At 62.9% G+C, this 25273-nt stretch carries 22 protein-coding genes and 1 pseudogene; 8 read left to right on the top strand and 15 right to left on the bottom strand.

Annotated features, from left to right (window positions below):
- Positions 1–49: 49 nt before the first annotated feature.
- Positions 50–946, bottom strand: a complete 897-nt coding sequence (locus tag IB272_RS17850; RefSeq protein WP_113135661.1) for an AraC family transcriptional regulator — start codon at positions 944–946, stop codon at positions 50–52.
- On the opposite strand from IB272_RS17850, the gene IB272_RS17845 reads away from it, so the two are divergent.
- Positions 945–1352 (top strand): DUF2000 family protein, encoded by a 408-nt coding sequence (locus tag IB272_RS17845; protein WP_060522237.1) that lies wholly within the window; start codon positions 945–947, stop codon positions 1350–1352. The two genes, IB272_RS17850 and IB272_RS17845, sit on opposite strands and share 2 nt — an antisense overlap.
- A 46-nt stretch (positions 1353–1398) precedes the next feature.
- Here IB272_RS17845 and IB272_RS17840 read toward each other — a convergent pair whose 3' ends face one another.
- The 4 genes from IB272_RS17840 to IB272_RS17825 all read right to left on the bottom strand — a co-directional run bounded on the left by IB272_RS17840 (position 1399) and on the right by IB272_RS17825 (position 6595).
- Entirely contained in the window at positions 1399–2448 is a 1050-nt protein-coding gene (locus IB272_RS17840; protein ID WP_034803810.1) for an adenylate/guanylate cyclase domain-containing protein, read from the bottom strand.
- A gap of 161 nt (positions 2449–2609) precedes the next feature.
- Positions 2610–3782, bottom strand: coding sequence for a ribonuclease D (gene rnd / locus IB272_RS17835; RefSeq protein ID WP_060522151.1), 1173 nt, complete (start codon positions 3780–3782; stop codon positions 2610–2612).
- 77 nt (positions 3783–3859) lie between these two features.
- Complete coding sequence (locus IB272_RS17830) at positions 3860–5260, bottom strand: multicopper oxidase family protein (RefSeq protein WP_060580902.1); 1401 nt, start codon at positions 5258–5260, stop codon at positions 3860–3862.
- Positions 5261–5353: 93 nt separating this feature from the next.
- Positions 5354–6595 carry an MFS transporter gene (locus IB272_RS17825; RefSeq protein WP_060580901.1) on the bottom strand — a complete coding sequence of 414 codons (1242 nt, stop codon included), beginning with the start codon at positions 6593–6595 and terminating at the stop codon, positions 5354–5356.
- 327 nt (positions 6596–6922) lie between these two features.
- On the opposite strand from IB272_RS17825, the gene aspS reads away from it, so the two are divergent.
- Both aspS and IB272_RS17815 read left to right on the top strand, forming a co-directional pair.
- Positions 6923–8710, top strand: a complete 1788-nt coding sequence (aspS, locus tag IB272_RS17820) for an aspartate--tRNA ligase (protein WP_060580900.1) — start codon at positions 6923–6925, stop codon at positions 8708–8710.
- A 198-nt stretch (positions 8711–8908) separates the two neighbouring features.
- Positions 8909–9112 carry a hypothetical protein gene (locus tag IB272_RS17815; RefSeq protein ID WP_060580899.1) on the top strand — a complete coding sequence of 68 codons (204 nt, stop codon included), beginning with the start codon at positions 8909–8911 and terminating at the stop codon, positions 9110–9112.
- Positions 9113–9134: 22 nt separating this feature from the next.
- Here the strand turns inward: IB272_RS17815 and groL are convergent, their stop codons facing one another.
- From groL to IB272_RS17790, 5 genes are all read right to left on the bottom strand, one after another.
- Positions 9135–10760: a chaperonin GroEL gene (groL, locus tag IB272_RS17810; protein WP_060580898.1), complete on the bottom strand. Its 1626-nt coding sequence runs from the start codon at positions 10758–10760 to the stop codon at positions 9135–9137.
- A 95-nt stretch (positions 10761–10855) separates the two neighbouring features.
- Positions 10856–11089, bottom strand: coding sequence for a hypothetical protein (locus IB272_RS17805; RefSeq protein ID WP_060580897.1), 234 nt, complete (start codon positions 11087–11089; stop codon positions 10856–10858).
- Between the two features lie 135 nt (positions 11090–11224).
- Positions 11225–12232 (bottom strand): hypothetical protein, encoded by a 1008-nt coding sequence (locus tag IB272_RS17800; protein ID WP_060580896.1) that lies wholly within the window; start codon positions 12230–12232, stop codon positions 11225–11227.
- A complete protein-coding gene (locus IB272_RS17795; RefSeq protein ID WP_226020675.1) occupies positions 12219–13547 on the bottom strand; it encodes a cytochrome P450 in 1329 nt (442 codons plus the stop codon). The genes IB272_RS17800 and IB272_RS17795 overlap by 14 nt, the downstream gene beginning before the upstream one ends.
- 584 nt (positions 13548–14131) lie before the next feature.
- Positions 14132–15331: a hypothetical protein gene (locus tag IB272_RS17790; protein ID WP_034803785.1), complete on the bottom strand. Its 1200-nt coding sequence runs from the start codon at positions 15329–15331 to the stop codon at positions 14132–14134.
- A 446-nt stretch (positions 15332–15777) separates the two neighbouring features.
- Between IB272_RS17790 and parC the strand changes: the two genes are divergently transcribed.
- The gene (parC, locus tag IB272_RS17785; protein ID WP_034803783.1) at positions 15778–18054 is read left to right on the top strand and encodes a DNA topoisomerase IV subunit A; all 2277 of its coding nucleotides are present in this window, start codon (positions 15778–15780) and stop codon (positions 18052–18054) included.
- 164 nt (positions 18055–18218) lie between these two features.
- Positions 18219–18521, top strand: a pseudogene (locus tag IB272_RS17780) (helix-turn-helix domain-containing protein); the annotation flags it as partial.
- A 126-nt stretch (positions 18522–18647) separates the two neighbouring features.
- Here IB272_RS17780 and IB272_RS17775 read toward each other — a convergent pair.
- From IB272_RS17775 to IB272_RS17755, 5 genes are all read right to left on the bottom strand, one after another.
- A complete protein-coding gene (locus IB272_RS17775) occupies positions 18648–19544 on the bottom strand; it encodes a DMT family transporter (RefSeq protein ID WP_060580894.1) in 897 nt (298 codons plus the stop codon).
- Positions 19545–19547: 3 nt separating this feature from the next.
- Positions 19548–20336, bottom strand: coding sequence for an arginyltransferase (locus IB272_RS17770; protein ID WP_034803779.1), 789 nt, complete (start codon positions 20334–20336; stop codon positions 19548–19550).
- Positions 20337–20522: 186 nt separating this feature from the next.
- The gene (locus IB272_RS17765) at positions 20523–20987 is read right to left on the bottom strand and encodes an RDD family protein (RefSeq protein ID WP_034803777.1); all 465 of its coding nucleotides are present in this window, start codon (positions 20985–20987) and stop codon (positions 20523–20525) included.
- Positions 20988–21075: 88 nt separating this feature from the next.
- Entirely contained in the window at positions 21076–22092 is a 1017-nt protein-coding gene (gene hemB, locus IB272_RS17760) for a porphobilinogen synthase (protein ID WP_060580893.1), read from the bottom strand.
- Positions 22089–22277: a hypothetical protein gene (locus IB272_RS17755; protein ID WP_060522162.1), complete on the bottom strand. Its 189-nt coding sequence runs from the start codon at positions 22275–22277 to the stop codon at positions 22089–22091. Before IB272_RS17755 ends, hemB begins: the two co-directional genes overlap by 4 nt.
- On the opposite strand from IB272_RS17755, the gene IB272_RS17750 reads away from it, so the two are divergent.
- From IB272_RS17750 to IB272_RS17740, 3 genes are all read left to right on the top strand, one after another.
- A complete protein-coding gene (locus tag IB272_RS17750) occupies positions 22276–22713 on the top strand; it encodes a DUF6163 family protein (RefSeq protein WP_034803767.1) in 438 nt (145 codons plus the stop codon). The two genes, IB272_RS17755 and IB272_RS17750, sit on opposite strands and share 2 nt — an antisense overlap.
- Before the next feature lie 130 nt (positions 22714–22843).
- Positions 22844–23356, top strand: coding sequence for a MarR family winged helix-turn-helix transcriptional regulator (locus tag IB272_RS17745; RefSeq protein ID WP_034803764.1), 513 nt, complete (start codon positions 22844–22846; stop codon positions 23354–23356).
- A gap of 493 nt (positions 23357–23849) precedes the next feature.
- A complete protein-coding gene (locus tag IB272_RS17740) occupies positions 23850–25178 on the top strand; it encodes a murein L,D-transpeptidase (protein WP_034803761.1) in 1329 nt (442 codons plus the stop codon).
- Positions 25179–25273 lie beyond the last annotated feature (95 nt).

Here is a 25273-nt window from a genome sequence, read left to right as displayed (position 1 = left end):
CGGTTGGGTGATGCTTGCTTTACAACCCGATGAAGCTTTGGTGACAGGATTAGCCGGCGACGGCGAGGCTTGCCCAGCGGCCGGGCGTCAGGCCGTAGGCGCGCTTGAAATGACGGGTGAAATGCGCCTGGTCGGCAAAGCCGGTTTCGAGCGCAGCACCGGCAAGGCTTTCGCCCCGGGCGATAATCTGCCGTGCCCGCTCCAGCCGGCGCATCAGCAGGTAGCGATGGGGGCTGGTGCCGAGAACCCGGCGGAATTGCCGGGCGAGCGTGAAGCGATCGAGCCCGCTCACCGCCTCAAGTTCCTGCGAGCCGACGGGCCGTTCGAGATTGGCGCGAAGGAATTCGCTCGCCTGTAGAACGGCACGCGTGTCGAACTTTGCGGGCTTGGCGTCCTTGGTGCCGGCATGACGGTAGAGCCCCTCGGCGATCCGCACGAGGATATCGTCGAGCGCCAATTCGTCGATGCCATTGTCGAGATCCATCACGGCTTCGCCGACCGCCTGCCGCAGCGCCTCGTCGCCCACGACAGGGGCTGCGACGAAGGGCAGGGAGCGGTCGGTTTCATCAAGGGCTGCGAGTAGCCGTTCCGGCTGCAGATACATCATCCGGTAGCGCAGCCCGATCTCCGTTCCCGCGCCGCCATCATGGATCTCGTCCGGGTGGAGGATGATGATGCTTCCAGGATTGCTGAAGCGGCTTTCGCCGCGATACTGAAACGTCTGGACGCCGCCGAGCGTTACGCCGATGGCATAGGTGTCGTGGCGGTGCGGCTCGAAAAATTTTCCATGCAGGCGCGCCTCGATGCGCTCGATGCCATCGACCGCAGGCGCAACCCGAATGCCGTCGCCGGGCGCGCCGCACAATCGTTCAAGATCGATCGCAGCGCCGTCCGATAATGCGTCTTCCGGCACGCCCTGTCGGGCTGAAATGGAGATGGCCGTCATGTTCGATACCAAATTTGCAATCGTCTTGCGCGAGGACCTGGCAACCTGGCAGAAGCTCAACGTCACCGCCTTCCTCGCCACCGGGATCGCCGGACAGAAGCCCGGGATCATCGGCGAAGATTATCGCGATGGCGCCGGCAACGTCTACAACGCCTTGAGCATCCAGCCGATCATCGTCCTTGCCGCAGATGGGAAGACGCTCGGCAACATTCAACGGCGCGCGATCGAAAGAGAGGTCAAAGCTTCGATCTATGTCGACGGCATGTTTGCCACCGGTCACGACCACGCCAACCGTGCGGTTTTCGCCGAGACCAGGCCGGACGACGCGGCAGTCGCCGGCATTGCCATTCATGCGGACAAGAAGCTGGTCGACAAGATCACCAAGGGTGCCAAGCTGCACGGCTGACGGCGATCGCGATCCGGCCGATCGATGCCCTGCGCGCCGGCCGGGATCACTCGGCCGCGGTCGATGCCAGCTGAGGAGCCGCGCTGCCTGCGCGCAACGACAGAACGCCAAGCTTCTGCCCGCGTCCTCTGACGGCGTGCTCGCCGAGATCCTCGACCCGCACATAATGCGGCAGACGCATCTTGCGGGCGAGATCGGTGGAGATCAGTACCTGGTGGCCGAGCGTCTTGCAGAAACCTTCGAGCCGGGCGGTGGTGTTCACCGTATCGCCGAAATAGGTGATCTTGTGCCGGTCGAGCCCGATTTCCGCCGCGACGATGGTGCCGCCATGAAGCGCCGCGCGCAGCCGCGGAACCTCGCCGAACTCCTTTTGCCAACGGCGCGCATCCGCATCGATCATTTCCAGAATGTCGAAGACGCAATGAATGCACGCCGCATTGTTGGTGGCGCGATCGAAAGGCCAGGTAATGACGGCGGCGTCACCGATATAGTCGTCGATCGAGCCGCGGTAGCGCATGACCGGGTCGGCGATCGTCGCAAACAGCCTGCCGAGATACTCCTGCATCCGCAGGTCGCCGTGTTTCTCGGCATAGGCGGTCGAACCGGCCAGGTCGATGAAGAGGAAGACGCGTTCCTCCTCGACCGGTCTGCGATAGCGGCCGGTGAGCAGGCTCAAAAAGACGTCGCGCCCGAGGAGTTCGCGAACCCTGAGGATGAAGACGAGCGAACCTGATACGCCGAGCGCGAAGATTAGGACCGTCTTGGACGGCATCATCGCGTCCATCCAATGGTCCTCCATGACGCCGCCCGACTGCATGAGCAGGCCAGCGGCGGCATATCCGATGTCGAGAAGCACGAAGTAGATCACCAGCGACGCGACGAAAAAGACCGGCGTGGAAAAGGCGTGGATCCGTCGATGCAGGCGCCGGAAAATGATGCGTCGCTCGAAGGCGATGATCGGCAGGCACATGAAGAGCGCATAGGTCGCGCCGATCAGGGCGCCCTTGCCGTAGAAAACCCATGCGTAGACCGCGCCGGCGCCTGCGACGACCAGCAGCAAGAGAAGTCCTTCGAAAGTCGAAAAGCGCCAACGCATGCAGAAAGCTCCGGTACCGGAAGAGGCGGCATCCGTGTCGGTCGGCGTTGCCCAAGGCGCCGGCTCACGTCACATCGTTTGATACGATGGTGATTCTGTTCCGCCCGGCCCTTCGCTAGAGCTGGATTCAGGCGGAAACTTGTCCCCGCCCAATCCCTTTTTCAAGCTGACGCGGACGTGATCTCGGCGCTGATTTCCACTGCTTCGATCTTCTTGTCGACGAAGCGCAGGGCAACGTCGCCGTTGATCAGCTTCAGTGCCGTTTCGCCGAAGAGTTCGCGCCGCCAGCCCTTGAGCGCGGCGACATCCGCCTTCTCGCCCTCGGCAGCTATTTTGTCGAGATCTTCGCTGTTGGCGATGATCTTCGCGGCGACACCCTGCTTCTCGGCGATCAGCTTCAAAAGCACCTTCAGCATCTCGCCAGCGGCCGCAGCACCTTCCGGCGCATGGCTTTGGCGCGGAAGCTTCGGCAGATCGGTCTTCGGGATCGCCAGCGCCTCGTTGACGGCCTCGACGACCGCCGTTCCGGCGGTGGAGCGTTCCCAGCCCTTGGGGATGGTCCGGAGCCGTGCCAGTGCTTCCGCATCCTTCGGCTGCTGCTGGGCGATCTCGTAAATGGCGTCATCCTTGAGGATGCGGCCGCGCGGCACGTTGCGGGCGCGTGCCTCGCGCTCGCGCCAGGCGGCGACCGTCTTCAGCACGGCGAGCTCGATCGGCTTCTTTACCCGCATCTTCAGCCGCTGCCAGGCGTCGTCAGGGTGCAGGTCGTAGGTGTCGCGGGCTTCGAGAATGGCCATCTCTTCGGTCAGCCAGAGCGAACGGCCTTCGCGTTCGAGTTCTGCCGCCAGGTATTTGTAGATGTCGCGCAGATGCGTCACGTCGGCCAGCGCATAGTCGAGCTGCTTTTCGGTCAGCGGACGGCGGCTCCAGTCGGTAAAGCGCGAGGACTTGTCGATCTGCGTGCCGGTGACGCGGTTGACCAGCTGGTCATAGGAAACGCTGTCGCCAAAGCCGCAAACCATCGCTGCGACCTGCGTATCGAAGATCGGATGCGGAATAAGGTTTCCGAGATGGAAGATGATCTCGATGTCCTGACGCGCGGCATGGAACACCTTGATGACCTCCGGGTTGGCCATCAGCGCGAAGAAGGGCGCAAGATCGATGCCCTTCGCCATCGGGTCGACGATGACGGCAAGGTCCGGGCTCGCCATCTGGATCAGGCAAAGCTCCGGCCAGAAAGTCGTCTCGCGAAGAAATTCGGTATCGATCGTAATATAATTTGATAGGGCCAGCTGCTGGCAGGCGGCCTCAAGGTCTGCTGTTGTTTCAATCATCAGATTTAAATCACTGTGGCGAAAATGCGGCTTGGAATTTCGTGTAACTCTTCGCGGCATCTGTCACAATCGAAATCTCAGACGACTTTGAAATAACCCGTCATGCCGGTCTTCTGGTGCTCGATGATATGGCAATGCACGACCCAATCGCCCGGATTGTCCGCCACAAGCGCCACTTCCGCCTGTTCATCGGGCAAAAGCAGGATCGTATCGGTCGGCGGCGGCAGGAAAGTCCGCTTGTTGGAATTGAGAATGCGGAAGCTCAGGCCGTGCAGATGGATCGGGTGCGCATGCGGCGTCCGGTTGGCGACCTCCAGCACATAGCTCTTGCCGAGCTTCATCTCCTCGATCGGCGCGATCGGATCGGGCGTGTCGCCCGGCCACGGAACCTTGTTGATCGCCCAGAAGGTGTAGCCAAGCGAACCGCAGATCGAAGGCGTCGCCTTGTGCTCGGCCGTCGCCGTCAGTTCGAGCGGCACGCGGGTGGCGGTGGAGAGGTCGGCTTCCGCGATCGGGTTGGCAGGCAGGGGGCTGACATCCCGAAGATCGCGCTTGAGCGACGCTCCGGCTGACCGGAAGCGCGCGATCGTCCAGGGATGCGATCCACGCAGGTTGCCGAGCGCAACCGTCTGACCCTCGCCGTCGGGCATGCGCACGACAAGATCGACGCGCTGGCCGGGCCCAAAATCGTAGCGATCAAGTGCAAAGGGCTTGTCGACCGGATTGCCGTCGAGCGCGATGACCATCGCCTCAGCGCCCTCAAGGCCGATCGTATAGATGCGGGTGACGTCGGTTGCGGCGATGCGTACGCGCACCAGGCCGCCGGCCGGTGCATCGTAAGTAGGCTCCTGCTGCCAGTTGGCGGTGCGCACCGTGCCGTAAGTGCCGCCGCGGGCCGCATCCCGCGGCTTGAATGCGTCGATGAACGCGCCGCCGGTGCCGAGCCGCCAATCTCGCAGGTTGAGCACGATCTCGGCATCGAACGTCGGATCGTCCGGGTTTTCGACGACGATCATGCCGGTCAGGCCGGCACCCATCTGGGTCAGCGTGTTGCAATGTGGATGATACCAGAAGGTGCCGGCATCCGGCGGGGTGAACACATAGTCGAAACGGTCGCCCGGATAGACATAAGGCTGCGTCAGTTCCGGCACGCCATCCATGGCGTTGGCAATGCGCAGTCCGTGCCAATGTACCGTCGTCGGCTCGTCCAGCCGGTTGAAGAGGCGGGCCGCATAGGGCTCGCCCTTGCGCATGCGCAAGACGGGCGGCATGCCGCTGCTTGGAGCCTCACCCAAGCCGTAGGTCATGACCTTGGGCGTAAGCCCATCCTTGGCGATCTGGGCTTCGGCAAGCTGTGCCATCAGGATCTGCGGATCGGGTGCGGCGCCGGCGCGCGCCGCCATGCCGGCGCCGAGCGCGAAGGCGCCTCCGAGAGCAGCGGAGCCTTGGAGGAAGGTGCGGCGGCTGATGACGGGCATTTCGGCAATCTCGGCTGCTGTTTGAGGTGCCCCGGTTCTAAACCTGATTATTGTGTTCAGCAATTATCCGGATCGCGCGCATCTTGCCGCAGGTCAGCGATCCTTGCGCTTGTGGTTGTTGCCGGCGGCGAGCTTGTTGAAAAAGGACGAGGTGCGCAGGAGATTGCGGAACGGCAAGGCGCGCTCCCCGGCGGGCACCGGCCCGCGCGCCGTCATGCGCTGCAGGGTGTAGAGCATGAACAGGAAGAGGATCGCTGCCGTGTAGATGAACAGCGCCTGCGGCCCGAAGATCTCGAGCAGGAAGGAGGCAAACAGCGGCCCGATGATCGCGCCCAGCGACCAGAAGAACAGCATGCCGGCGGAGACGAGCGCATGCTGCCCCTCGGCCGCGTGGTCGTTCGCATGGGCCGAACAGAGCGAATAGAGCGGCATGGCAAAGGCGCCGAACAGGAAGATGCCGGCAAAGTTCAGCCATTCGTCGTTGCCGGCGCCGAAGGCGAGAAACAAGCCTGCGAGCAGCGAGCCGAAGGTGGCGATCAGGATGATCAGGCGGCGGTCGAACCGATCGGAATAGTGGCCGAGCGGATACTGCAGCACGACGCCGCCGATGATGCCGGCGCTCATGAAGGTGGCGATCGCCGTCACCGACAGGCCGATACCCTGCGCATAGATTGGCCCGAGCGAGCGGAAGGCGGCGTTGGTCAGACCGACGACGATGCAGCCGACGGTCGCAAGCGGCGAGATGTTCCACAGCGCCTTGACGTCGAAGCGGATCGCCTCCGGGGCCACAGGGCTCGAGCGGTCGGCAAAGGAGATCGGCACCAGCGACAGCGTCAGCGCCATGGAGATGATGGCAAAAAGCTCGAAGCCGCCAAGCCCGATGCCAGGAATGACATATTGTGCGGCCGTGACCGAGCCGAGGTCGACGAGGCGATAGACCGAAAGCGTGCGGGCCCGGTTGGCATTGGTGACGCTGGCATTGAGCCAGCTCTCGACTGTCGCAAACAGGCAGGCGAAACAGATGCCGGCAAGAAGCCGCATCAGGAACCACATCAGCGGATTGATAACGAGCACCATCGAGATGGCCGCGGCCGAAGCGATCGCCGCCATCGCCGAGAAGGTGCGGATGTGACCGATCGACCGCAGGATGCGGGTGACGTAGACGCAGCCAAGCGCGAAGCCGATATTGTAGCCGGCGCCGATAACGCCGATCAGCGATGTCGAGAAACCTTCTTCGAGTGCACGCAGCGAGATGAAAGTGCCCTGCAGGCCGTTGCCGCCGATGAGGATGCCTGCGGTGACGAGGAGGGGGATAAGCGGGCGAATCTGGGACATGGGGCAGGCGACATCCGGGCAGGCGGCCACGACTCGGGTGGGATTACTATCGGGCCTTGCTCATGTGTAGCCCCGCATTCTGCCGCCGGACAGTCCCGAATTGTGACGATTGCCGTTCTTTTCGCGGCATTTCGGCCGCCTTCTGTCACAAGCGGTCTTGGACTGGCTCTTGCCTTCGTTTACAACGCACCTCCATCCGGGGCGGCAGCGGGCGCTGCAGCTTGACAAAGGCTGCGCATCATGCGCTTTTCCGCCCGATTTTGACCATGTTGCCGCGCGCTGTGTCCCACGAGCTTGCGCGGCTCTTTGCAATTCCGGGATAAGACGATGCACCGTTACCGCAGCCACACCTGTGCCGCCCTCCGCAAGTCGGACGTCGGTTCCACCGTTCGCCTTTCGGGCTGGGTCCACCGCGTCCGCGACCATGGCGGCCTGCTCTTCATCGACCTGCGCGACCACTACGGCATCACCCAGGTCGTCGCCGATCCCGACAGCCCCGCCTTCAAGGCGGCCGAGACCGTTCGCGGCGAATGGGTCGTGCGCATTGACGGCCTCGTCAAGGCGCGCATGGACGACACCGTCAACAAGGGCATGCCAACCGGCGAAATCGAACTCTATGCGCAGGAGATCGAGGTTCTCTCGGCCGCCAAGGAACTGCCGTTGCCGGTCTTCGGCGAGCCGGACTATCCGGAAGACGTGCGCCTCAAGTACCGCTTCCTCGACCTGCGTCGCGACACGCTGCACAAGAACATCGTCAAGCGCACCCAGATCATCTCGTCGATGCGCCGCCACATGGGCGACGTCGGTTTCACCGAATACACGACCCCGATCCTGACGGCCTCGTCGCCGGAAGGCGCGCGCGACTTCCTCGTGCCGTCGCGCATTCATCCCGGCAGCTTCTATGCCCTGCCGCAGGCGCCGCAGCAGTACAAGCAGTTGCTGATGGTCGCCGGCTTCGACCGCTACTTCCAGATCGCCCCGTGCTTCCGCGACGAAGACCCGCGCGCCGACCGCCTGCCGGGCGAGTTCTACCAACTCGACCTGGAAATGAGCTTCGTCGAGCAGGAAGACGTCTGGTCGACGATGGAACCGGTGATCCGCGACATCTTCGTGGAGTTTGCCGACGGCAAGCCGGTGACGGAAAAGTTCCCGCGCATTCCTTACGACACGGCGATCCGCAAATACGGCTCCGACAAGCCGGACCTGCGCAACCCGATCGAGATGCAGGCAGTTACCGAACACTTCGCCGGTTCCGGCTTCAAGGTCTTCGCGAACATGATCGCGTCTAACCCGAAGGTCGAAGTCTGGGCCATCCCGGCCAAGACCGGTGGCTCGCGCGCCTTCTGCGACCGCATGAACGCCTGGGCGCAGAGCCAGGGTCAGCCCGGCCTCGGCTACATCTTCTGGCGCAAGGAGGGCGAAAAGCTCGAAGGCGCCGGTCCGCTCGCCAAGAACATCGGCGAAGAGCGCACGGATGCGATCCGCACCCAGCTCGGCCTCGACGACGGCGACGCCTGCTTCTTCGTCGCCGGTGACCCCGCCAAGTTCTACAAGTTTGCTGGCGAAGCCCGCACCCGCGCCGGCGAGGAACTGAACCTCGTCGACCGCGACCGCTACGAATTCTGCTGGATCGTCGATTTCCCGTTCTACGAATGGCTGGAAGACGAAAAGAAGATCGACTTCGCCCACAACCCCTTCTCGATGCCGCAGGGTGGTCTGGAAGCGCTGAACGGCGAAGATCCGCTGTCGATCAAGGCCTACCAGTACGACATGGTCTGCAACGGCTTCGAAATCGCCTCGGGCTCGATCCGTAACCAGCTTCCGGAAGTCATGGTCAAGGCGTTTGAGCTGACCGGCAAGTCGCAGCAGGAAGTCGAAGATCAGTTCGGCGGCCTCTACCGCGCCTTCCAGTACGGTGCACCGCCGCATGGCGGCATGGCATTCGGAATCGACCGTATCGTCATGCTGCTCGTCGGTGCCAAGAACCTGCGCGAGATCTCGATCTTCCCGATGAACCAGCAGGCCGTCGACCTCCTGATGGGCGCACCGTCCGAAGCGACGCCGGCCCAGCTGCGCGAACTGGCGATCCGCCCGATTCCGCAGAAGAAGGACTGAGGTCGAGCGGACCTGACCCAAAAGGAAAGCCCGGCGATCGTCTCGCCGGGCTTTTTCTTTGCCTGCGCCATCTCTGTTCAGTGCCTGCCGTAGACGGCGTCGCGAACCTCGCGGGTGAACGGACCCCACATGCCCTCGAAGGTCGTGTTCGTCATGGCGACGACGGTGATCTTCTGCCCTGCGCACTGAGCGCTGGCCTTGCTGGAGGCGCGCTTCCGGCAGGGCATAGAGGACGGAGAACTACGTGCGGATACCGAGGCCGGCGGCCTCGCGCGCTTCGTCGGCGCTATTCTCCAGGGCATGACCGTGCAGGCGCAGGACGGTGCCGGCGAAGCGGACCTCTTGCCGATCGCTGAACTTGCGATCGACGAGGTCGGGCGCCACCGGCAGCCGTCCGGCTAGGCGACCGACCGACTGGCGCGGGTCAGAAATCCATGCCCGGGCCGGGCGGTGGCGTGGGTACGTTCTTCTTCGGTTTTTCGGCGACCATCGCTTCGGTGGTCACAAGCAGGCCGGCGACCGACGCCGCATCCTGCAGCGCCGCCCGCACGACTTTCGCCGGATCGATGACGCCCATGCGGTAGAGATCGCCATATTCACCGGTCTGCGCGTTCCAACCCTGGGCGAAGTCGCTCATCTCCCGAAGTTTGCCGACGATGACCGAGCCTTCGGCGCCGGCGTTTTCGGCGATCTGGCGCACCGGCGCCTCCAGCGCCCGCCGGACGATCTCGACGCCGACGCGTTGGTCGTCATTTTCGGGCTTGAGCCCATCGAGCGCGTGGACGACGCGGAGCAGCGCGACGCCGCCGCCAGGCAGAATGCCTTCCTCCACCGCGGCCCGCGTCGCATGCAGCGCATCGTCGACCCGGTCCTTCTTTTCCTTCACTTCCACTTCCGTCGAGCCGCCCACCCGGATCACCGCGACGCCGCCGGCAAGCTTGGCCAGCCGTTCCTGCAGCTTCTCGCGATCGTAGTCGGAGGTCGTTTCCTCGATCTGCGCCTTGATCTGGCCGACGCGCCCGTCGATGTCCGCCTTGGTGCCGGCGCCATCGACGATGGTGGTGTCTTCCTTCTCGACCATCACCCGCTTGGCCCGCCCGAGATTGGCGAGCGCCACGTTTTCAAGCTTGATGCCGAGATCTTCGGAGATGACGGTCCCGCCCGTCAGGATGGCGATGTCCTCGAGCATCGCCTTGCGCCGGTCGCCGAAGCCCGGCGCCTTGACGGCGGCGATCTTCAGCCCGCCGCGCAGCTTGTTGACGACCAGCGTCGCCAGCGCTTCGCCTTCCACATCCTCGGCGATGATCAACAGCGGCCGGCTTGCCTGGATCACTGCTTCGAGAATCGGGATCATCGCCTGCAGGTTGGAAAGCTTCTTTTCGTGAATGAGAATGTAGGGGTCTTCGAATTCAACCCGCATCTTCTCCTGGTCGGTGACGAAATAGGGGGAGAGATAGCCGCGGTCGAATTGCATGCCTTCGACGATCTCCAGCTCTATTTCGGCCGTCTTCGCCTCCTCGACCGTAATCACGCCTTCGTTGCCGACACGCTCCATGGCCTTTGCCAGATAGCTTCCGATTTCGGCGTCGCCGTTGGCCGAGATCGTGCCGACCTGCGCGATCTCCTCATTGTTGGAAATCTTGCGCGCATGGGTCTTCAGTTTTGCGACGATCGCATCGACGGCGAGATCGATGCCGCGTTTCAGATCCATCGGGTTCATGCCGGACGCGATCGCCTTGACGCCCTCCTTGACGATGGCCTGTGCGAGCACGGTGGCCGTCGTTGTGCCGTCGCCGGCCACGTCGCTGGTGCGCGATGCGACCTCCCGCAGCATCTGCGCGCCCATGTTCTCGAACTTGTCGTCGAGCTCGATTTCCTTGGCGACCGACACGCCGTCCTTGGTGATGCGCGGCGCGCCGAAGGCGCGTTCGATGACGACGTTGCGTCCCTTCGGGCCGAGCGTGACCTTGACCGCATCGGCGAGAATGTCGACGCCGCGCAACATCCGATCGCGGGCATCGCTACTGAACCTGACTTCCTTGGCAGCCATTGTGGACCTCCCTCAACACGAACATATGGCCTCACGCACCCAGCCGCCCGGAAGGCGGCTTGCAATCGGACGTACCCGGCAACCGGCTTTCGCGACTACAGTCCCAAATTCCGCACTTCTTCGTTGTCCGGGGTCAAGATATCGATCAGCGCCGCAACTCGGCCGGCCGGCAGATGGCGGCCTTCCCCGATCAGCGCTTCATCGTTGTTGACCCAGGCGATCGCCTCCGCAAGCTCGCCGGCCGTCGCGCCGGTCGCAAGCAGTTCGGCCATCAGCGTCTCGTCAACCGGGCCAAGGATGGCTGTAATGTCCGCCTGCTTCAGTCCCATGGGTTTCTCCTTCCGTCTTATCGGTCAGGAACAGGGATTTCGGTCCTTGGCGGAATAAATAGGCCAGACCCGGCCGGCATCAAGCGCCGATCGCAAAGCCGCGACGTGCAGGCGTTAAAAAAGGCGCGAGTAAGCTCACTGCGGCCGTAGCGCGTTATCGAGGAAATACCATTGGTCGAGATGGGCGCGGACGACCGGCTCGATCGTGTCGTTCAGCAACTGCATGTCATCCAGCAGCCGGGCATTGGGGCGCTCCTCCGCCGGCAAACGTATCGGCGGCAAGGCCGTGCATTCGAAGCGGAAGTCGTCGGTGCGAAGGCCGTACCAGGGGCAGATCGTAGCGCCCGTCATGCGCGCCAGCCGTATGGCGATGGCGATGTTGCCCTCCTGATGCGGCCGGCGGCCGAAGAACGGCCCGCGGATCATGCCGCCGAACCCCTCGTCGCAGAAGATGCTGACAACGCCGCCGCCTTTCAGAACCTTCAGTGCCGGCCGGATCCCGTCCATTCCCGGAGGCAGAAACTGCAAGCCAGCCTTGCTGCGCACCCGATCGGCGATCCACGCCTTGGCCCGGCCCTTGGGCGGCACGTAGAAGGCATGCGGCTGGAGGCCGAGCTTGCGGAATGCAATCGTGCCCACTTCCCAGTTGCCGAGATGCAGGCCGACGAGAATGACTGGGCCGCGGTTCGCCGCCTCACGGATGGGTGCAAGGCCCTCGGTCTTTAGCCGCTCCGGCCGCTGCTGCAATCGGTTGACGACGGAGAACTCCGTCATCAACCGTCCCTGAGCGCGACAGTTTTCGAGAAACAGTGCCTCGCGTTGCGGGGCGTCAAGGTCCGGCCGCAACTGTTCGATGGTTTCACGGGCGCGGCGCGTCGCCACCTTGTGGAAGCGCGGAACCATGAAGAGACCGAGCGCCGCCCCGAGCCTGGAGCAGGCGTCCATCGGCAGCACCTTCATGCCGAAATGGGCGGCGATGTTGGCGACGTTCCAGATGTTGTCGGTGATCCAATAGCGCCGGAAGGCCCGCGCCCTGTCGCCACCCGCCAGTGCATCGGCGAGCCGCGGGGCGCTTTCCTCGGCGAAGATCCAGGCCCTGCGCTTGCCAATGGGCTGCGCCGCGTGCGGATCATCCGGCGCCATGCGACGGGGCCTCTCGCTTGTGCAAGGTGACCGGCAGGCCATTCTTCGGCCTGAGGGTCAGGCGGCAGATCGGTTCGACCGCGTGGCGCTGGCTCACACGAACCCGGTAGCGCTGCGCGATGATCGCCAGGCACAGGATCGCTTCGGTCAGCCCGAAATGCAGGCCGGGGCAGACGCGCGGTCCGCTGGCAAAGGGGATGAAGCTGTAGGGCGTCGGGCGCCGGCCTTCGGTGAACCGTTCCGGATGGAAGTGGTGTGGATCCTGGAAGAGGCTTTCAGTCCGGTGAAGGAGCCACGGCACGATCAGCACGAGCGAGCCCGGCTCTGCGGCAACGTCGCCGATCATATCCGCCTCGCGGGTCTGCCGCGCCAGGATCGGAACCGGTGGATAGAGGCGAAGCGTCTCCTCGATAACTGCCCGGCACCATTCGAGCTGAGGCACGTCGTCGATCGTCGGTGTCCGGTCGCCGCAGACCCTGGCGATTTCGTCGTGAACGGCCTTCTCGACCCAGCCTGCCTTCGAAAGCAGATACCAGGTCCAGGTCAGCGTCGCCGCCGTCGTCTCGTGCCCGGCCATGAAGATGGTCGCGGCCTCGTTGCGCAAGGCGACGAGGTCGAGTTTCAGTTCCGGGTTTCGTTGCTGGCGCCGGATCAGCAGCTCGACCATCGAATTGTGGTCGCCGCGTCCGGCAAGGTGATCCTCAACCACCTTGTCGATGGTTGCGTGGATGCGCTTGACCGAACGACGCAGGCTCGGCGTGCGCAGCACCGGCAGGCCGTCGTCAAAGCCGAGGAAGTAACCGATGTTGATGGAATCGACCAGCGACTGATAGCTGGTGAAGCCCTCGGTCACCGCCGCCGCGCTACCGTCGCCGAGCTGGTTACCGAAGACGCTGCGCGCGATGATTTCGGCGGTCAGCCCCGCCATTTCGTGCAACGCGTTGACCTCGGCGCCATCGGGCATGCGGTTCCAGCGCTCGACCAGTTCGCTGGTCGTATTTTCCATGACGGGCCCGAAAGAGGGGACCCGCTTGGCGTGGACGATGTCCGCCACTAGCGGCCGGCGTTGCTTCCAGGTGTCCCCGTCCGAAATAAACAGCCCGTCGCCCAGCAGGAATTCGAGTGCCCGGCGCATCTGCGGGCTCTTGCGCTCGAAGTTTTCATGACGCTTGACGACGACCTGCCGGATCAGGTCGGGCGAGTTGACGACGATGATCTGCCGCCCAAGGATCCGGGTCTGCGAGATCGTTTCGGTATAGTCGCTCGCCCGCCAGATCGATAGGAAATCCGTTCGCGCCTGGAGCAGCAGCCGCAACGGCTTACCGGGCGGGCCCGTATAGTAGTCAGCTCGGACGGGGGCGAATCTCCCCTCCAACAATTCTTCAGTGAAATTTACAGACTGCTGGAGCCAGGCGAGCATTTACGTCCGATCTGCCGTAACGTGGAGACGATATTCGGGCATGTATTTGTATATTTGCACAAAGTCCGAGACGTCCCCTTCGAGGCCTAGATGCTCTCAAGTTCGTTGGAAGTCGGATTCTGAATTGCCTGAGGGTGGCATGCACGATTTCGATGAAAAACGCTATCGCCTTACGGTGAAAATTTCTTGGTGCAAGCAATAGCTCACCGGGAAGAAAAGAGCCCCGCAGCCGATGCGTGCTCCACAAGGGCTTGCAACGTGATCCGACTATGCGGTTCGCAAGTAAGGGCGATGCTTGTTCTTTCACGGGAGGGCGGCGGCGCAGTTTTCGGCCGGCGAAGTCCGTTGAGTGAATGCCGTGGGCCACATGGGAGGCCGGTGCGGCGCCATCAAACCTTGCGCGCCTGTCTCGGCGCGCAAGGTTGGTCGTGATGTCGGCTTCTCCCGGGCTCGGCTGAGGCCGGGAGAGACCTGAACGATTAGTCGTTCGCCGTTACCTTGACGCCGAGCACCGACGGGATGGTGTTCGGCGCGCCCATGGCGGCACCCATGATCATCGGGAACGGAACCGGCTTTTCCGGTGCCGCGCTGATCGTCAGGCTCTTCGGGCCATCGAGATAGGCGTTTACCGCAGCCGACACCTGGTTCTGCAGTTCCGGCACGTTGAGCTGCGCCATCATGATCGGCACCAGGCCCTTCAGCGACTGTGCCATCTGCTCACCGGTCACGCCCTGCTGCGAGCCGGCATAGTCGAGCGCCTTCTTGGTGATCGAGGCGTCGTCGAAGCGGATTTCGGCGCTGTTGAAGGTCAGCTGCTGCATGAGGCCCATCATGGCGAGACCCATGGCCTGGTTGGCCTCTTCCTTGTTCGGATTGGCTTCGGCAGCCTTCATCGCTTCCTGCATCGATTTGACGAAGGCAAGCGTGTAGCCGGAGATGTCGAGAGCGAAGTTCAGCCGGCCGACATTCTTGAAGTCGAGCGCATATTCTTCGAGCGCGACATTGCCGCTTTCGACTTCCCAGCTGCCCTTCATGGTCAGGGCGCCGTCGATAGTGGTGAGGCCGAGCTTTTCGATCGCCTCCTTGGTCTTGGCGTCCTCGACCGACGACAGGTCGGCCTTGATGCCGGAAGCGGTCGCGTCGAAGTCGAAGCCGGCGTCATTTTCCTGGCGCGCGAGGTTGGCTTCGGTGCTTTCGAGCGAGAAGACTTCCTTGCCCTTGGAGCTGACGGCGATCGGGCCGGTGCTGGCGCTTTCATAGAGAATGATGTCGTTGATCGTTCCGCCGGTCGCATTGGCCGGGATCGTCAGGCCGGAGAGCAGGATGTCCTTGACGGAAATGGCACCCTCGTCCTGGCTGACATTGACGTCGGGGAACGAAACAGTTTCGGCGTAATAGCCGCCGCCTTCGGTCTCCTCGACGCCCTCAAAGGTCAGGTCCCCGATATTCAGGTCCACAGCGTCGCCCGGCTGGCTCGCGACCTTCAGCTTCACGCCGGTCACCGTCACCTTGTCGCCGTCGACTTCGGCCTTGTCATAGGTGATCGAGGTGCCGTTCGCGTTCGTCGCCGCGTCGAGTTTCTTCATCAAATCGGCGCCATCGAGCGCGAAGGCCGGGCCGGTCAGCGTGAGAAGCGCGGCGCTCGCCATCATCAGGCGGATCTTGCGCGTGTGCATCATTTCGAGTTCCTTCGTGAAAATCTTTGATTGTGTAGCTGTTTAAGAAGATAAGGCGTCGCTGATCTGGTTCCCTTGGCGAGGGCGTCAACTGTAGGCGCATGGCAGCATTCGTCTTTGTCGGCGGCGCGCGGCCGCCAGTTCCGTCTGCCAATGCGCGTCCTGCGATCCCCCTTGCAAATCGTCCAAATCAACTCCAGCCGAAGCTATTACGAAACAGGGCGAAATTATATTCGCTTGGGCGAACCGCACATCTTCCTGCTCGGGCATGCTTTCCGGGACGTTACCTGGCGGCAGCCTCCGACGCATAGCGGCGCGACCGTTGCACGAACATTGCGCCGGGGCAAGCGGATCGGTGCGAGAGCCGGTTATTTGGGGCGAGGGGGTTCTCCACAAGCGCAAGCCCTGAAAACCTTGCCGTTCCGGGTTTGTTGCGCTAGCAAGAACCTATGGGACAAAGCCTCAATCCCCCGTCAGGCGGGGACGATCACATTCAGCCGGTTGACCTCAAGGCGGCGCTGGAAGAGCGTTACCTCGCCTATGCCTTGTCGACCATCATGCACCGCGCACTTCCGGACGTCCGAGACGGGCTGAAGCCCGTGCATCGTCGTATCGTGCATGCGATGAGCGAGATGGGGCTGCGCCCCAACTCCTCGTTCAAGAAATGCGCGCGTATCGTCGGCGACGTGATGGGTAAGTTCCACCCGCACGGCGACGCCTCGATCTACGACGCGCTGGTGCGCCTGTCGCAGGAATTCGCGATCCGCTATCCGCTGGTCGACGGCCAGGGCAACTTCGGCAACATCGACGGCGATAACGCCGCGGCGATGCGTTACACCGAAGCGAAGATGACGGACGTCTGCTCGCTGCTCCTGGAAGGCATCGACCAGGACGCGGTGGATTTCCGCCCGACCTACAACGAGGAAGACCAGGAGCCGACCGTGCTCCCCGGCGCTTTCCCGAACCTGCTCGCAAACGGCGCGACCGGCATCGCCGTCGGCATGGCCACCTCGATCCCGCCGCACAACGCGCATGAACTTTGCGACGCGGCGCTGCATCTCATCCGCCATCCCGACGCGACCGTCGAGGATCTGCTTTACGATCCGGCCAACCCGCAAAAGGGCGGCATCGAAGGGCCCGACTTCCCGACTGGCGGCGTGATCGTCGAAGGCCGGGAAAGCATGGCCGAATCCTACCGCACCGGCCGCGGCGGTTTCCGTGTTCGTGCCCGCTGGGCGCAGGAAGACCTTGGGCGCGGCGGCTACCAAATCGTCGTCACCGAAATCCCCTATCAGGTGCAGAAGTCCCGCCTGATCGAAAAGATTGCCGAGCTCCTGGTCGCCCGTAAGCTGCCGCTGCTCGAAGACATCCGCGACGAATCGGCCGAAGACATCCGCATCGTCCTCGTGCCGAAGACCCGCTCGGTCGATGCCGGAATCCTGATGGAATCGCTGTTCAAGCTGACCGAGCTCGAAAGCCGCATCCCACTCAACATGAACGTGCTGTCGCTCGGACGCGTGCCGCGCGTCATGGCGCTGAACGAAGTGCTGTCGGAATGGCTGGCGCATCGCCGCGAAGTGCTGCAGCGCCGATCGCGCCACCGGCTGGCCGCGATCGACCGCCGGCTCGAAATCCTCGGCGGCTACCTCGTCGCCTATCTGAACATCGACGAAGTCATTCGCATCATCCGCGAAGAGGATGAGCCGAAGACGGTGATGATGGAGCGGTTTTCGCTCACCGATCTCCAGGCCGAGTCGATCCTCAACATGCGCCTGCGCTCCTTGCGCAAGCTCGAGGAATTCGAGATCCGCACCGAGTTCGATGCGCTCTCGAAGGAGAAGGCCGAGATCGAGGCGTTGCTCGCCTCCGACGAAAAGCAATGGCAGACCGTCGCCTGGGAAATCGGCGAAGTCAAAAAGAAGTTTGCCAAGGCGACCGAGATCGGCAAGCGCCGCAGCACCTTTGCCGATGCGCCGGAAGCCGACGTAGAGGCGATCCAGCAGGCGATGATCGAGAAGGAACCGATCACCGTCGTCATCTCTGAGAAGGGCTGGATCCGCGCGCTGAAGGGCCACATCTCCGACACGTCGTCGCTCCAGTTCAAGGAGGGTGACGCGCTGAAGGTGGCGTTCCCGGCGCAGACGACCGACAAGATTCTCGTCTTCACGACAGGCGGCAAGGTCTATACGCTCGGCGGCGACAAGCTGCCCGGCGGTCGCGGCCATGGCGAGCCGCTGCGCATCATCGTCGACATGGAGACCGATCAGGACGTCCTGACGGCCTTCGTTCACGACCCGGCGCGCAAGCTCATCGTCGCCTCGGTCGCCGGCAACGGCTTCGTCGTCACCGAAAGCGATATCGTCGCCAATACCCGCAAGGGCAAGCAGGTGATGAACGTCTCGGCCAGCGACGAAGCGAAGCTGGTCGTTCCGGTCAAGGGCGATCACGTGGCCGTCGTCGGCGAAAACCGCAAGCTGGTCGTCTTCCCGCTCGTTCAGATCCCCGAGATGGCACGCGGCAAGGGCGTGCGGCTGCAGCGTTACAAGGATGGCGGCATCTCCGACATTCGCTGCTTTACGATCGCCGACGGTCTCGTCTGGGAAGACAGCGCCGGCCGGGTCTTTACCAAGACCAAGGACGAACTGATCGAATGGCAGGGCGACCGCGCTTCTGCCGGCCGCGTCGTTCCGAAGGGCTTCCCGCGCAGCGGCAAGTTCAGCGGCTGACCGGGATAAGGAGAGCCATGCGGTCGAGAGGCCGCGTGGCTCCTGTTTCGTTTTGGCGCAGTTTGGCGCAATCTCTTAAATCATTGGAAATCCAAATGAAACGCAGGCGCAACTGGCGCTTGTAAGCCGGAAGGCTATAATGGATCACTGCGCGTCCAACAGGGATGACAGCGATGCCGAATGCCACAGCCCTTGATGACGTCCTGCTGGCCCTTGCCCACCCGGTCCGCCGCCGGATGTTCGAGATCCTTTTTGCCGGTGAGGCGCGCGTCGCCGATATTGCCGTAGCCGTCGCGGTAACCCGCGAAGAGCTGGAGACGCACATCGCGCTCCTGGAGGCTGCAGGCCTCGTCACCCGCCTCAAACGGCGCGACGGCGACGCCTTGATCGGCAATCCGGCGCCGTTGAGCGTCGCGGCCACCTGGATCAACACCAACCGCGAACTGTGGGTCATGCGCGTAGAGATGCCCGGCGTCCGCCCGGCTTCGCTGGGACAGCCGCAGGAGCCGCTGCCGGTGCGCGATCGGGGCGTCGACCACAAGCAGCGTCGTCCGCGGCCCAGCGGTCAGCGCGACGACAAGTCTTGAACAGCGTTACTCGGCGCAGGCAACGGCCGCTCTCAGCGAGCGGCTGCGCAACTGCCAAAGCGAATGGCCGATCAGCGCGAAGACGAGAATCGAGCCGCCGATCAGCGTCTGCGTTGTCGGCGTTTCAGCGAAGACCATCCAGACCCAGATCGGCGCGAGAATAGTCTCTAGCAGATAGAACATGCCCACTTCCGGGGCTGAGAGATAACGCGGCCCGGTCGCAAGGCAGAAGAAGGCGAGCGGGATCATAACCAGGCCGTTGAAGAGGATGTAGCCGGGGGCGGCGATCGTGAAGCCGCCGGCCGGCAGCATCAGGAGAGCGACGGCCGCCGGGAAGATCGCCGTCACCAGCGGCACCAGCGCCATGTCGCGCTTGCTCGCACGGCTGATCGTAATCGCGCTTGCCAGCAGAAAGGCGGAGGATGCCGCCATGGCGTCGCCGAAGAGGTGACCGCTTTCCAGTCCGTCCTGGACGATCAGCCCGACGCCGAGCACCATGACCAGCATGGTCACGAGCGTCGCGTTCGATGGCCTTTCCTTCAGAAAGATCCAGGAGAGGATGGCGGCAAACATCGAGGTGAAGGCGAGGATGAAGACCACATTCGCCGTCGAGGTGTTGAAGACGGCGAGCAGGAACGTGCAGGAATTGATTCCGTAGAAGACGCCGACCAAAAGGCCGATCTTGCCCGGCAGAAGCGAAATCTTCCGGCCGAGCACCCGATTGAGTACGAACCAGGCGCCGAGCGCGATCACGAAAGTCGACAGGCTGCGCACGGCGAGCAGCGACCAGACGTCGCCGCCGGCGGATCGGATGAGCGGAATGTCGAAGGAGAGGGCAAGGCCGCCGAGGCCGGTGATGGCAAGGCCGCGCCGGTGCATCGCGGCATCGGAAGATGAACTCAATTTCTAACCCGTTTTCGTAGGAGCGGCTTCCAGGGTGGTGTCTCCGCCTTCATAGCGCTCCCAGCCACGGGCCATGAGGTGCTCTTGCGGCAAAAACTTTGTTTTATACCCCATCTTGCGCGAGCCTTTCACCCAGTAGCCGAGATAGACGTGGGGAAGGCCGCGCTCCCGGGCGCGGCGAATGTGATCGAGAATCATGAAGGTGCCGAGCGACCGCTCTTCCTGCGTCGGGTCGAAGAAGGAGTAGACCATCGACAGTCCGTCGCCCATGCGGTCGGTGAGCGCCGCAGCGATCAGCGGCCCGCGTGCCTTCTCGCTGACACCATCGCCTTCGACCCTCAGGCGATACTCGATAATCTTGGTGTGCACATGGGTGTCCTCGACCATCATCGCATAGTCGAGCACCGACATGTCCGACATGCCGCCCTTCTGGTGGCGTCGGTCGAGGTATCGGCGGAAGAGGTTGTACTGCTCGCTCGACGGCTCGGCCGGATATTCCGCCGAGATCACGTCGTGATTGGCGGCAAGCACCCGGCGCATGGAACGGGTGGGCTTGAACTCGTTGGCGAGGATGCGCACCGAAATACAGGCGCGGCAGGTCTCGCAAGCCGGGCGATAGGCGATGTTCTGCGAGCGTCGGAAGCCGCCTTGCGTCAGGAGATCATTGAGCTCGGGCGCGCGCTCGCCCACCATGTGGGTGAAAACCTTCCGCTCCATCTCGTTCGGCAGATAAGGGCAGGCTGCCGGCGCAGTCAGATAAAATTGCGGAGACGGTGCGGTCTGTGTGTTCATCGAGTGCGGAGGTCACTCTTCGCGCTGTGGTTCATGACAGTAGCATGGCGCAAGAATGGAAAACGTCAACTCACTCGTTTGCCGCTTCCGCCTGCGCCGGCCGATATTTTAATGGTGACCACAATAGGTGGCGGCGGTGAGGCGGAAAACACCGCCTTACGCTTCAGCTCTATGCCTGCGCCGGTTTCAATACATGTCGCGGCGCACCGTGACGGTACCGATCAGCAGGTCGTGCAGCAGGCGGCTGCGGTCGGTGAAAAGGCCGATCAGCAGGATCAGCGGCGTCAGCAGCGCGTTGGCGATCCAGAAGATGACGAGGTGGACGATCGCCGTCAGGAAGTCCATCGGGCGTCCATCAGTTCGAGCAATCGCCAGGCCCATCAAGCGCATACCGGGAGAGGCCTGTTCGCGGCCACCGACCGTCAGGCCGAAATAGAGCATGGCGACGATTGCAAAGAGCGCCGGATAAAGCATGAAGCCGAGGCCGAGCGTCAAGATGCCGAGGAAGAAGACGACGACCGCCGCGGGGATCCAGAGGAGCGCGATGATCGCGTAATCGAGCAGAAAGGCAAAGACGCGTCGCGACAGCACGCCCTGATAGGCGCGCCAGTCATTGCTCGGCAGCCTCAGTTCTTCGTTGTGCATGGTCATCGGTCAAAAGCCTCGTTTGGTTGCAGCAAGGATATGGGATGGCATTCCCTGCAAAACAAGGATCGGAGCCGGGATCAAGCGGTACGTTTCAGCGGCCTTTGGCGAGAATGCGGGCCACTTCGACCGCGAAGTAGCTGAGGATGCCGTCGCAGCCGGCGCGCTTGAAGGCGAGCAGCGTTTCGAGCATCACCTTCTCGCCATCGATCCAGCCGTTGGCAGCCGCCGCCTTCACCTGCGAATACTCGCCGGACACCTGATAGGCAAAGACCGGCAGGCCAAAGGCTTCCTTCATCCGCCAGCAGATGTCGAGATAGGGAAGGCCTGGCTTCACCATCAGCATGTCGGCGCCTTCCTCGACGTCGAGGGCTGCGTCGCGGATCGCTTCGGTGCCGTTGGCCGGGTCGATGTAATAGGTCTTCTTGTCGCCTTTCAGAAGGCCGCCGGTGCCGATCGCCTCGCGATAGGGACCGTAGAAGCCGGAGGCGAACTTCGTCGCATAGGACATGATGCCGACATTCTGGTGGCCGTGAGCGTCGAGCGCCTGGCGGATGGCGCCGATGCGTCCGTCCATCATGTCGGAGGGGGCGATGATATCGGAGCCGGCATCCGCCTGGGCGACGGCCGCCCTTGCGATCGTCTCGACCGTCTCGTCGTTGACGATCTCGCCATTGCGCAGGATGCCGTCATGGCCGTGGCTCGTGAAGGGGTCGAGCGCGACGTCGGTGATGATGCCGATCTCAGGCACGGCTTTCTTGAAGGCGCGCGTCGCCTGGTTGATCAGGTTGTCGGCGGCAAGACTGTTGGAGCCGGTATCGTCGCGCAGCGACAGGTCGATGTTGGGGAAGGTAGCGATCGCCGGGATGCCGAGATCGGCCGCTTCCTTCACCGCTTCCACGGCCTTGTCGATGCTCATGCGGTTGACGCCCGGCATCGCGTCGATCGGCTGGACGATGTTCTCGCCCGGCACGATGAAGATCGGCCAGATCAGGTCGTCGACGGTCAGGCGGTTTTCCTGCACCAGCCGGCGCGTCCAGTCGGCCTTGCGGTTGCGGCGCATGCGGCGGTGGCCGGTGACCCTGTCCACAAGATTTGTCCTGTCGTTCATCGCGCCGCGCCTTTCCCGTGAAAATCGTCGATAGCCAAGCGCTTTATCATGGGCTGGCCGCCATTGGGAACCGCGCGGCCGGCGAACGGGCTGCGGCATTTCTTCTCTTTAAGAGGAGCCATGGGGGAGGGGACGGCGCGATGCCGCTGGCGGATGGCAAAGACCCGCCCTATCTTGCCGGCCATGCTTCATGATTCTGCCCATGTGCCGAAACCGTCGCTGACCGAGATCCTCTTCGGTCTCTTTCTGCGTCTGGTCTCCGCCTCATGCATCTGGTTCGCGCTGAACTACTGGGCCATGCTGATCGGCTTTTCCCATGGCGGCGCCGGACGCTTCGATCTCCTGACGCCGGAGTGGCGGGCGGCCGCAACCGCACTTGCCGTCATCTATCCGGTCGCCGCCCTCGGCCTGTGGCTGCTGGTCTCCTGGGGGCCGGTCGTCTGGGTGGTTGCGGCAGCCATCGAGATCGTGATGTACGAGTTCTATCCGGCCAGTTTCGGCGGCCGTCCGCTGCTGGTCGTGCTGCATGCGGCGGTTGCCGTTACCTTCGTTCTTTTCCGCGCGGCGATCTTCTACCAGCGCTGGCGGCTCGCCAGGCAGGTAAGGGTTGATTCACCCTGAGACAGGGTCGCCAAATGGCAAGCTCTTGTTAAGGCTGCGGTTTAAGTAGAATTTTAGACGTATTCGATAGGGTCTCACTCAAGGCGGGAAGACAAACAGACACCGCCAAACAAAACAGTGAGGCAGTCAAATGAACACCAAGATGAAGCCGCAGGCAGTTCAGCCCCGAGACCCCCAGGAAGAAACCATCCGCGGTCTCTATATGGAATCCCTTCACCTCGTCGAGCGTCTGCACCGCCGCCTGCTCGACGTCATCAAGGACGAGTTCGACCGCGAAGGTCGCAGCGACGTCAACGCCGTTCAGGCCCTGTTGCTCTTCAACATCGGCAACTCGGAACTGACCGCCGGCGAACTTCGCTCCCGCGGCTACTACCTCGGCTCGAACGTCTCCTACAACGTCAAGAAGCTCGTCGATCTCGGCCTGATCAACCACCAGCGCTCCCGCGTCGACCGCCGCTCGGTCCGCATCAGCCTGACGGAAGACGGCCAGGAAATCGCCGAAACCGTTGCCAAACTCTACGAGCGCCACGTCGGCTCGATCCAGAAGGTCGGCGGCATCGGCTCGGACGAGTTCACCCAGATGAACAAGCTCTTGCAGCGCCTCGATCGCTTCTGGAACGACTCGATCATGTATCGCCTGTAATCAGGCCAAAACCTCCAGTTCAAGGGTCGGGCGCAATCCCTGCGTGTCCGACCTTTGCCATTTGCGGCACCCCGTTCTGTTGCCGAAAAGCTGCACCGCTGCGGCACGCTTTCCTCGCGTTCGCGTGATTTTTCAAACCAAAAACATTAGTAAATCAAAATGTTGCCGTTTCCGGTTCGGCTGCAACCCAGTCGCGTCCAGCGAAAAGCAAAAGGCATGCCATGTCCCCGTTCGCTCGCGCCCAGACACGAATTGGCCATATTGCTATGACAGCGACGACGACATGCGGTAGGTGCGCCCACGTGTTTTCCTGCGTGTGGATTCGTTTCGCGTTTCGCCTGCCGGATGAGGGTCCTCACTCGCGGCATCGTGAAGACATGTGAGGGCAGGGTGGCTCGTTGGTTGACCTTTGTTAACCACGATCGTGTTAGGGCTCCGGCAACGTGCGTGTCAGCGCATAGGGCGCGTGCCGACGCATTGGGATGGTAGGATTATGTCGAAAAAGAATGGAATTGATGCATTCTCGCGCCGCGCCTTCTTGCGCTCGGCAGCGACCTTCGGCGCCGTGGCAGTCGCCGGCGCGGCAAGCGCACAGGACGCCCTGAACGAGATCATCAATTCGCCTCGCCGCGGCTCCTGGGACGACCAGTTCGACGCGAAAGGGGCATCGCGAACCGCGACGACGGTCGTTTCGAACACGCCGGTTTTCGGCCCGGAAACGATCGCCCATGTGCAGCAAGCGATCTTCGACTATCAGAACATCGTGTCCCAGGGCGGCTGGCCGTCGGTCCAGACCAGCGTCAAGCTTGAACTCGGCGTCACCGATCCGTCCGTGCAGCAGCTCCGCCAGCGCCTGATGGTTTCCGGCGACCTGCCGCGTTCGGCCGGCATCTCCTCGTCCTTCGACAGCTACGTCGAAGGCGCGGTCAAGCGCTTCCAGGCCCGCCACGGCCTGCCGGCGGACGGCGTCATCGGCGAATACACGCTGAAGGCGATCAATGTCGACGCCAACACCCGCCTCGGCCAGCTCCAGACCAACCTCGTGCGCCTGCAGTCGATGTCGGGCGACCTCGGCCGCCGCTACGTGATGGTCAACATCCCTGCGGCCTACATCGAAGCGGTCGAGAACGGCCGCGTGGCGCTGCGCCACACGGCGATCGTCGGCAAGATCGACCGCCAGTCGCCGATCCTGAACTCGAAGATTTACGAGGTCATCCTCAACCCCTACTGGACCGCGCCGCGCTCGATCATCCAGAAGGATATCATGCCGCTGATGCGTAAGGATCCGACCTATCTGGCGCGCAACTCGATCCGCCTGTTTGATGGCAGCGGCGGCGAAGTGTCGCCGGAAACCGTCGACTGGAACGCCGAGAAGGCACCGAACCTGATGTTCCGCCAGGACCCGGGCAAGATCAACGCGATGTCGTCGACGAAGATCAACTTCCACAACGAGCATCAGGTCTACATGCACGACACGCCGCAGCAGGGCCTGTTCAACAAGCTGATGCGCTTCGAATCGTCGGGCTGCGTGCGCGTACAGAACGTGCGCGACCTTTCGACCTGGCTTCTGAAGGAAACGCCCGGCTGGTCGCGCCAGCAGATCGAGGCGACCATCAAGACCGGCGTCAACACGCCGATCACGCTCGCCGAGGAAGTCCCTGTTTTCTTCACCTACATCACCGCCTGGTCCGCCAAGGACGGCGTCGTGCAGTTCCGCGACGATATCTATCAGCGCGACGGTGCCACCGAACTGGCGCTGCAGACCCCCTATGGCGTCGAGCAGTCGCCCGGCTCGGTCGACCAGGACGCCTTGCCGCAATAAGCGAATTTGCGACACGGAATTCTTCGAGCCGCGCTTCCCTTGGGAGCGCGGCTTTTTCATGGGTTGAGCGCCGCGATATTTCGGCGCGGCAGATG

It is taken from the genome of Ensifer sp. ENS08 (assembly GCF_014852195.1).
In the GTDB taxonomy this organism is placed as follows: Bacteria; Pseudomonadota; Alphaproteobacteria; order Rhizobiales; family Rhizobiaceae; genus Ensifer; species Ensifer adhaerens.
This window is presented reverse-complemented; position numbering and strand designations above follow the sequence as displayed.

Coding starts and splice junctions, on each gene's coding strand:
- parC (WP_034803783.1), top strand. CDS start 15,778: ATGGGACAAAGCCTCAATCCCCCGTCAGGCGGGGACGATCACATTCAG.
- groL (WP_060580898.1), bottom strand. CDS start 10,760: ATGGCTGCCAAGGAAGTCAGGTTCAGTAGCGATGCCCGCGATCGGATG.
- hemB (WP_060580893.1), bottom strand. CDS start 22,092: ATGAACGACAGGACAAATCTTGTGGACAGGGTCACCGGCCACCGCCGC.
- IB272_RS17845 (WP_060522237.1), top strand. CDS start 945: ATGTTCGATACCAAATTTGCAATCGTCTTGCGCGAGGACCTGGCAACC.
- IB272_RS17840 (WP_034803810.1), bottom strand. CDS start 2,448: ATGCGTTGGCGCTTTTCGACTTTCGAAGGACTTCTCTTGCTGCTGGTC.
- IB272_RS17750 (WP_034803767.1), top strand. CDS start 22,276: ATGCTTCATGATTCTGCCCATGTGCCGAAACCGTCGCTGACCGAGATC.
- aspS (WP_060580900.1), top strand. CDS start 6,923: ATGCACCGTTACCGCAGCCACACCTGTGCCGCCCTCCGCAAGTCGGAC.
- IB272_RS17805 (WP_060580897.1), bottom strand. CDS start 11,089: ATGGGACTGAAGCAGGCGGACATTACAGCCATCCTTGGCCCGGTTGAC.
- IB272_RS17825 (WP_060580901.1), bottom strand. CDS start 6,595: ATGTCCCAGATTCGCCCGCTTATCCCCCTCCTCGTCACCGCAGGCATC.
- IB272_RS17745 (WP_034803764.1), top strand. CDS start 22,844: ATGAACACCAAGATGAAGCCGCAGGCAGTTCAGCCCCGAGACCCCCAG.
- IB272_RS17830 (WP_060580902.1), bottom strand. CDS start 5,260: ATGCCCGTCATCAGCCGCCGCACCTTCCTCCAAGGCTCCGCTGCTCTC.
- IB272_RS17740 (WP_034803761.1), top strand. CDS start 23,850: ATGTCGAAAAAGAATGGAATTGATGCATTCTCGCGCCGCGCCTTCTTG.
- IB272_RS17790 (WP_034803785.1), bottom strand. CDS start 15,331: ATGATGCACACGCGCAAGATCCGCCTGATGATGGCGAGCGCCGCGCTT.
- IB272_RS17765 (WP_034803777.1), bottom strand. CDS start 20,987: ATGACCATGCACAACGAAGAACTGAGGCTGCCGAGCAATGACTGGCGC.
- IB272_RS17850 (WP_113135661.1), bottom strand. CDS start 946: ATGACGGCCATCTCCATTTCAGCCCGACAGGGCGTGCCGGAAGACGCA.
- rnd (WP_060522151.1), bottom strand. CDS start 3,782: ATGATTGAAACAACAGCAGACCTTGAGGCCGCCTGCCAGCAGCTGGCC.
- IB272_RS17770 (WP_034803779.1), bottom strand. CDS start 20,336: ATGAACACACAGACCGCACCGTCTCCGCAATTTTATCTGACTGCGCCG.
- IB272_RS17755 (WP_060522162.1), bottom strand. CDS start 22,277: ATGGCCGGCAAGATAGGGCGGGTCTTTGCCATCCGCCAGCGGCATCGC.
- IB272_RS17800 (WP_060580896.1), bottom strand. CDS start 12,232: ATGGCGCCGGATGATCCGCACGCGGCGCAGCCCATTGGCAAGCGCAGG.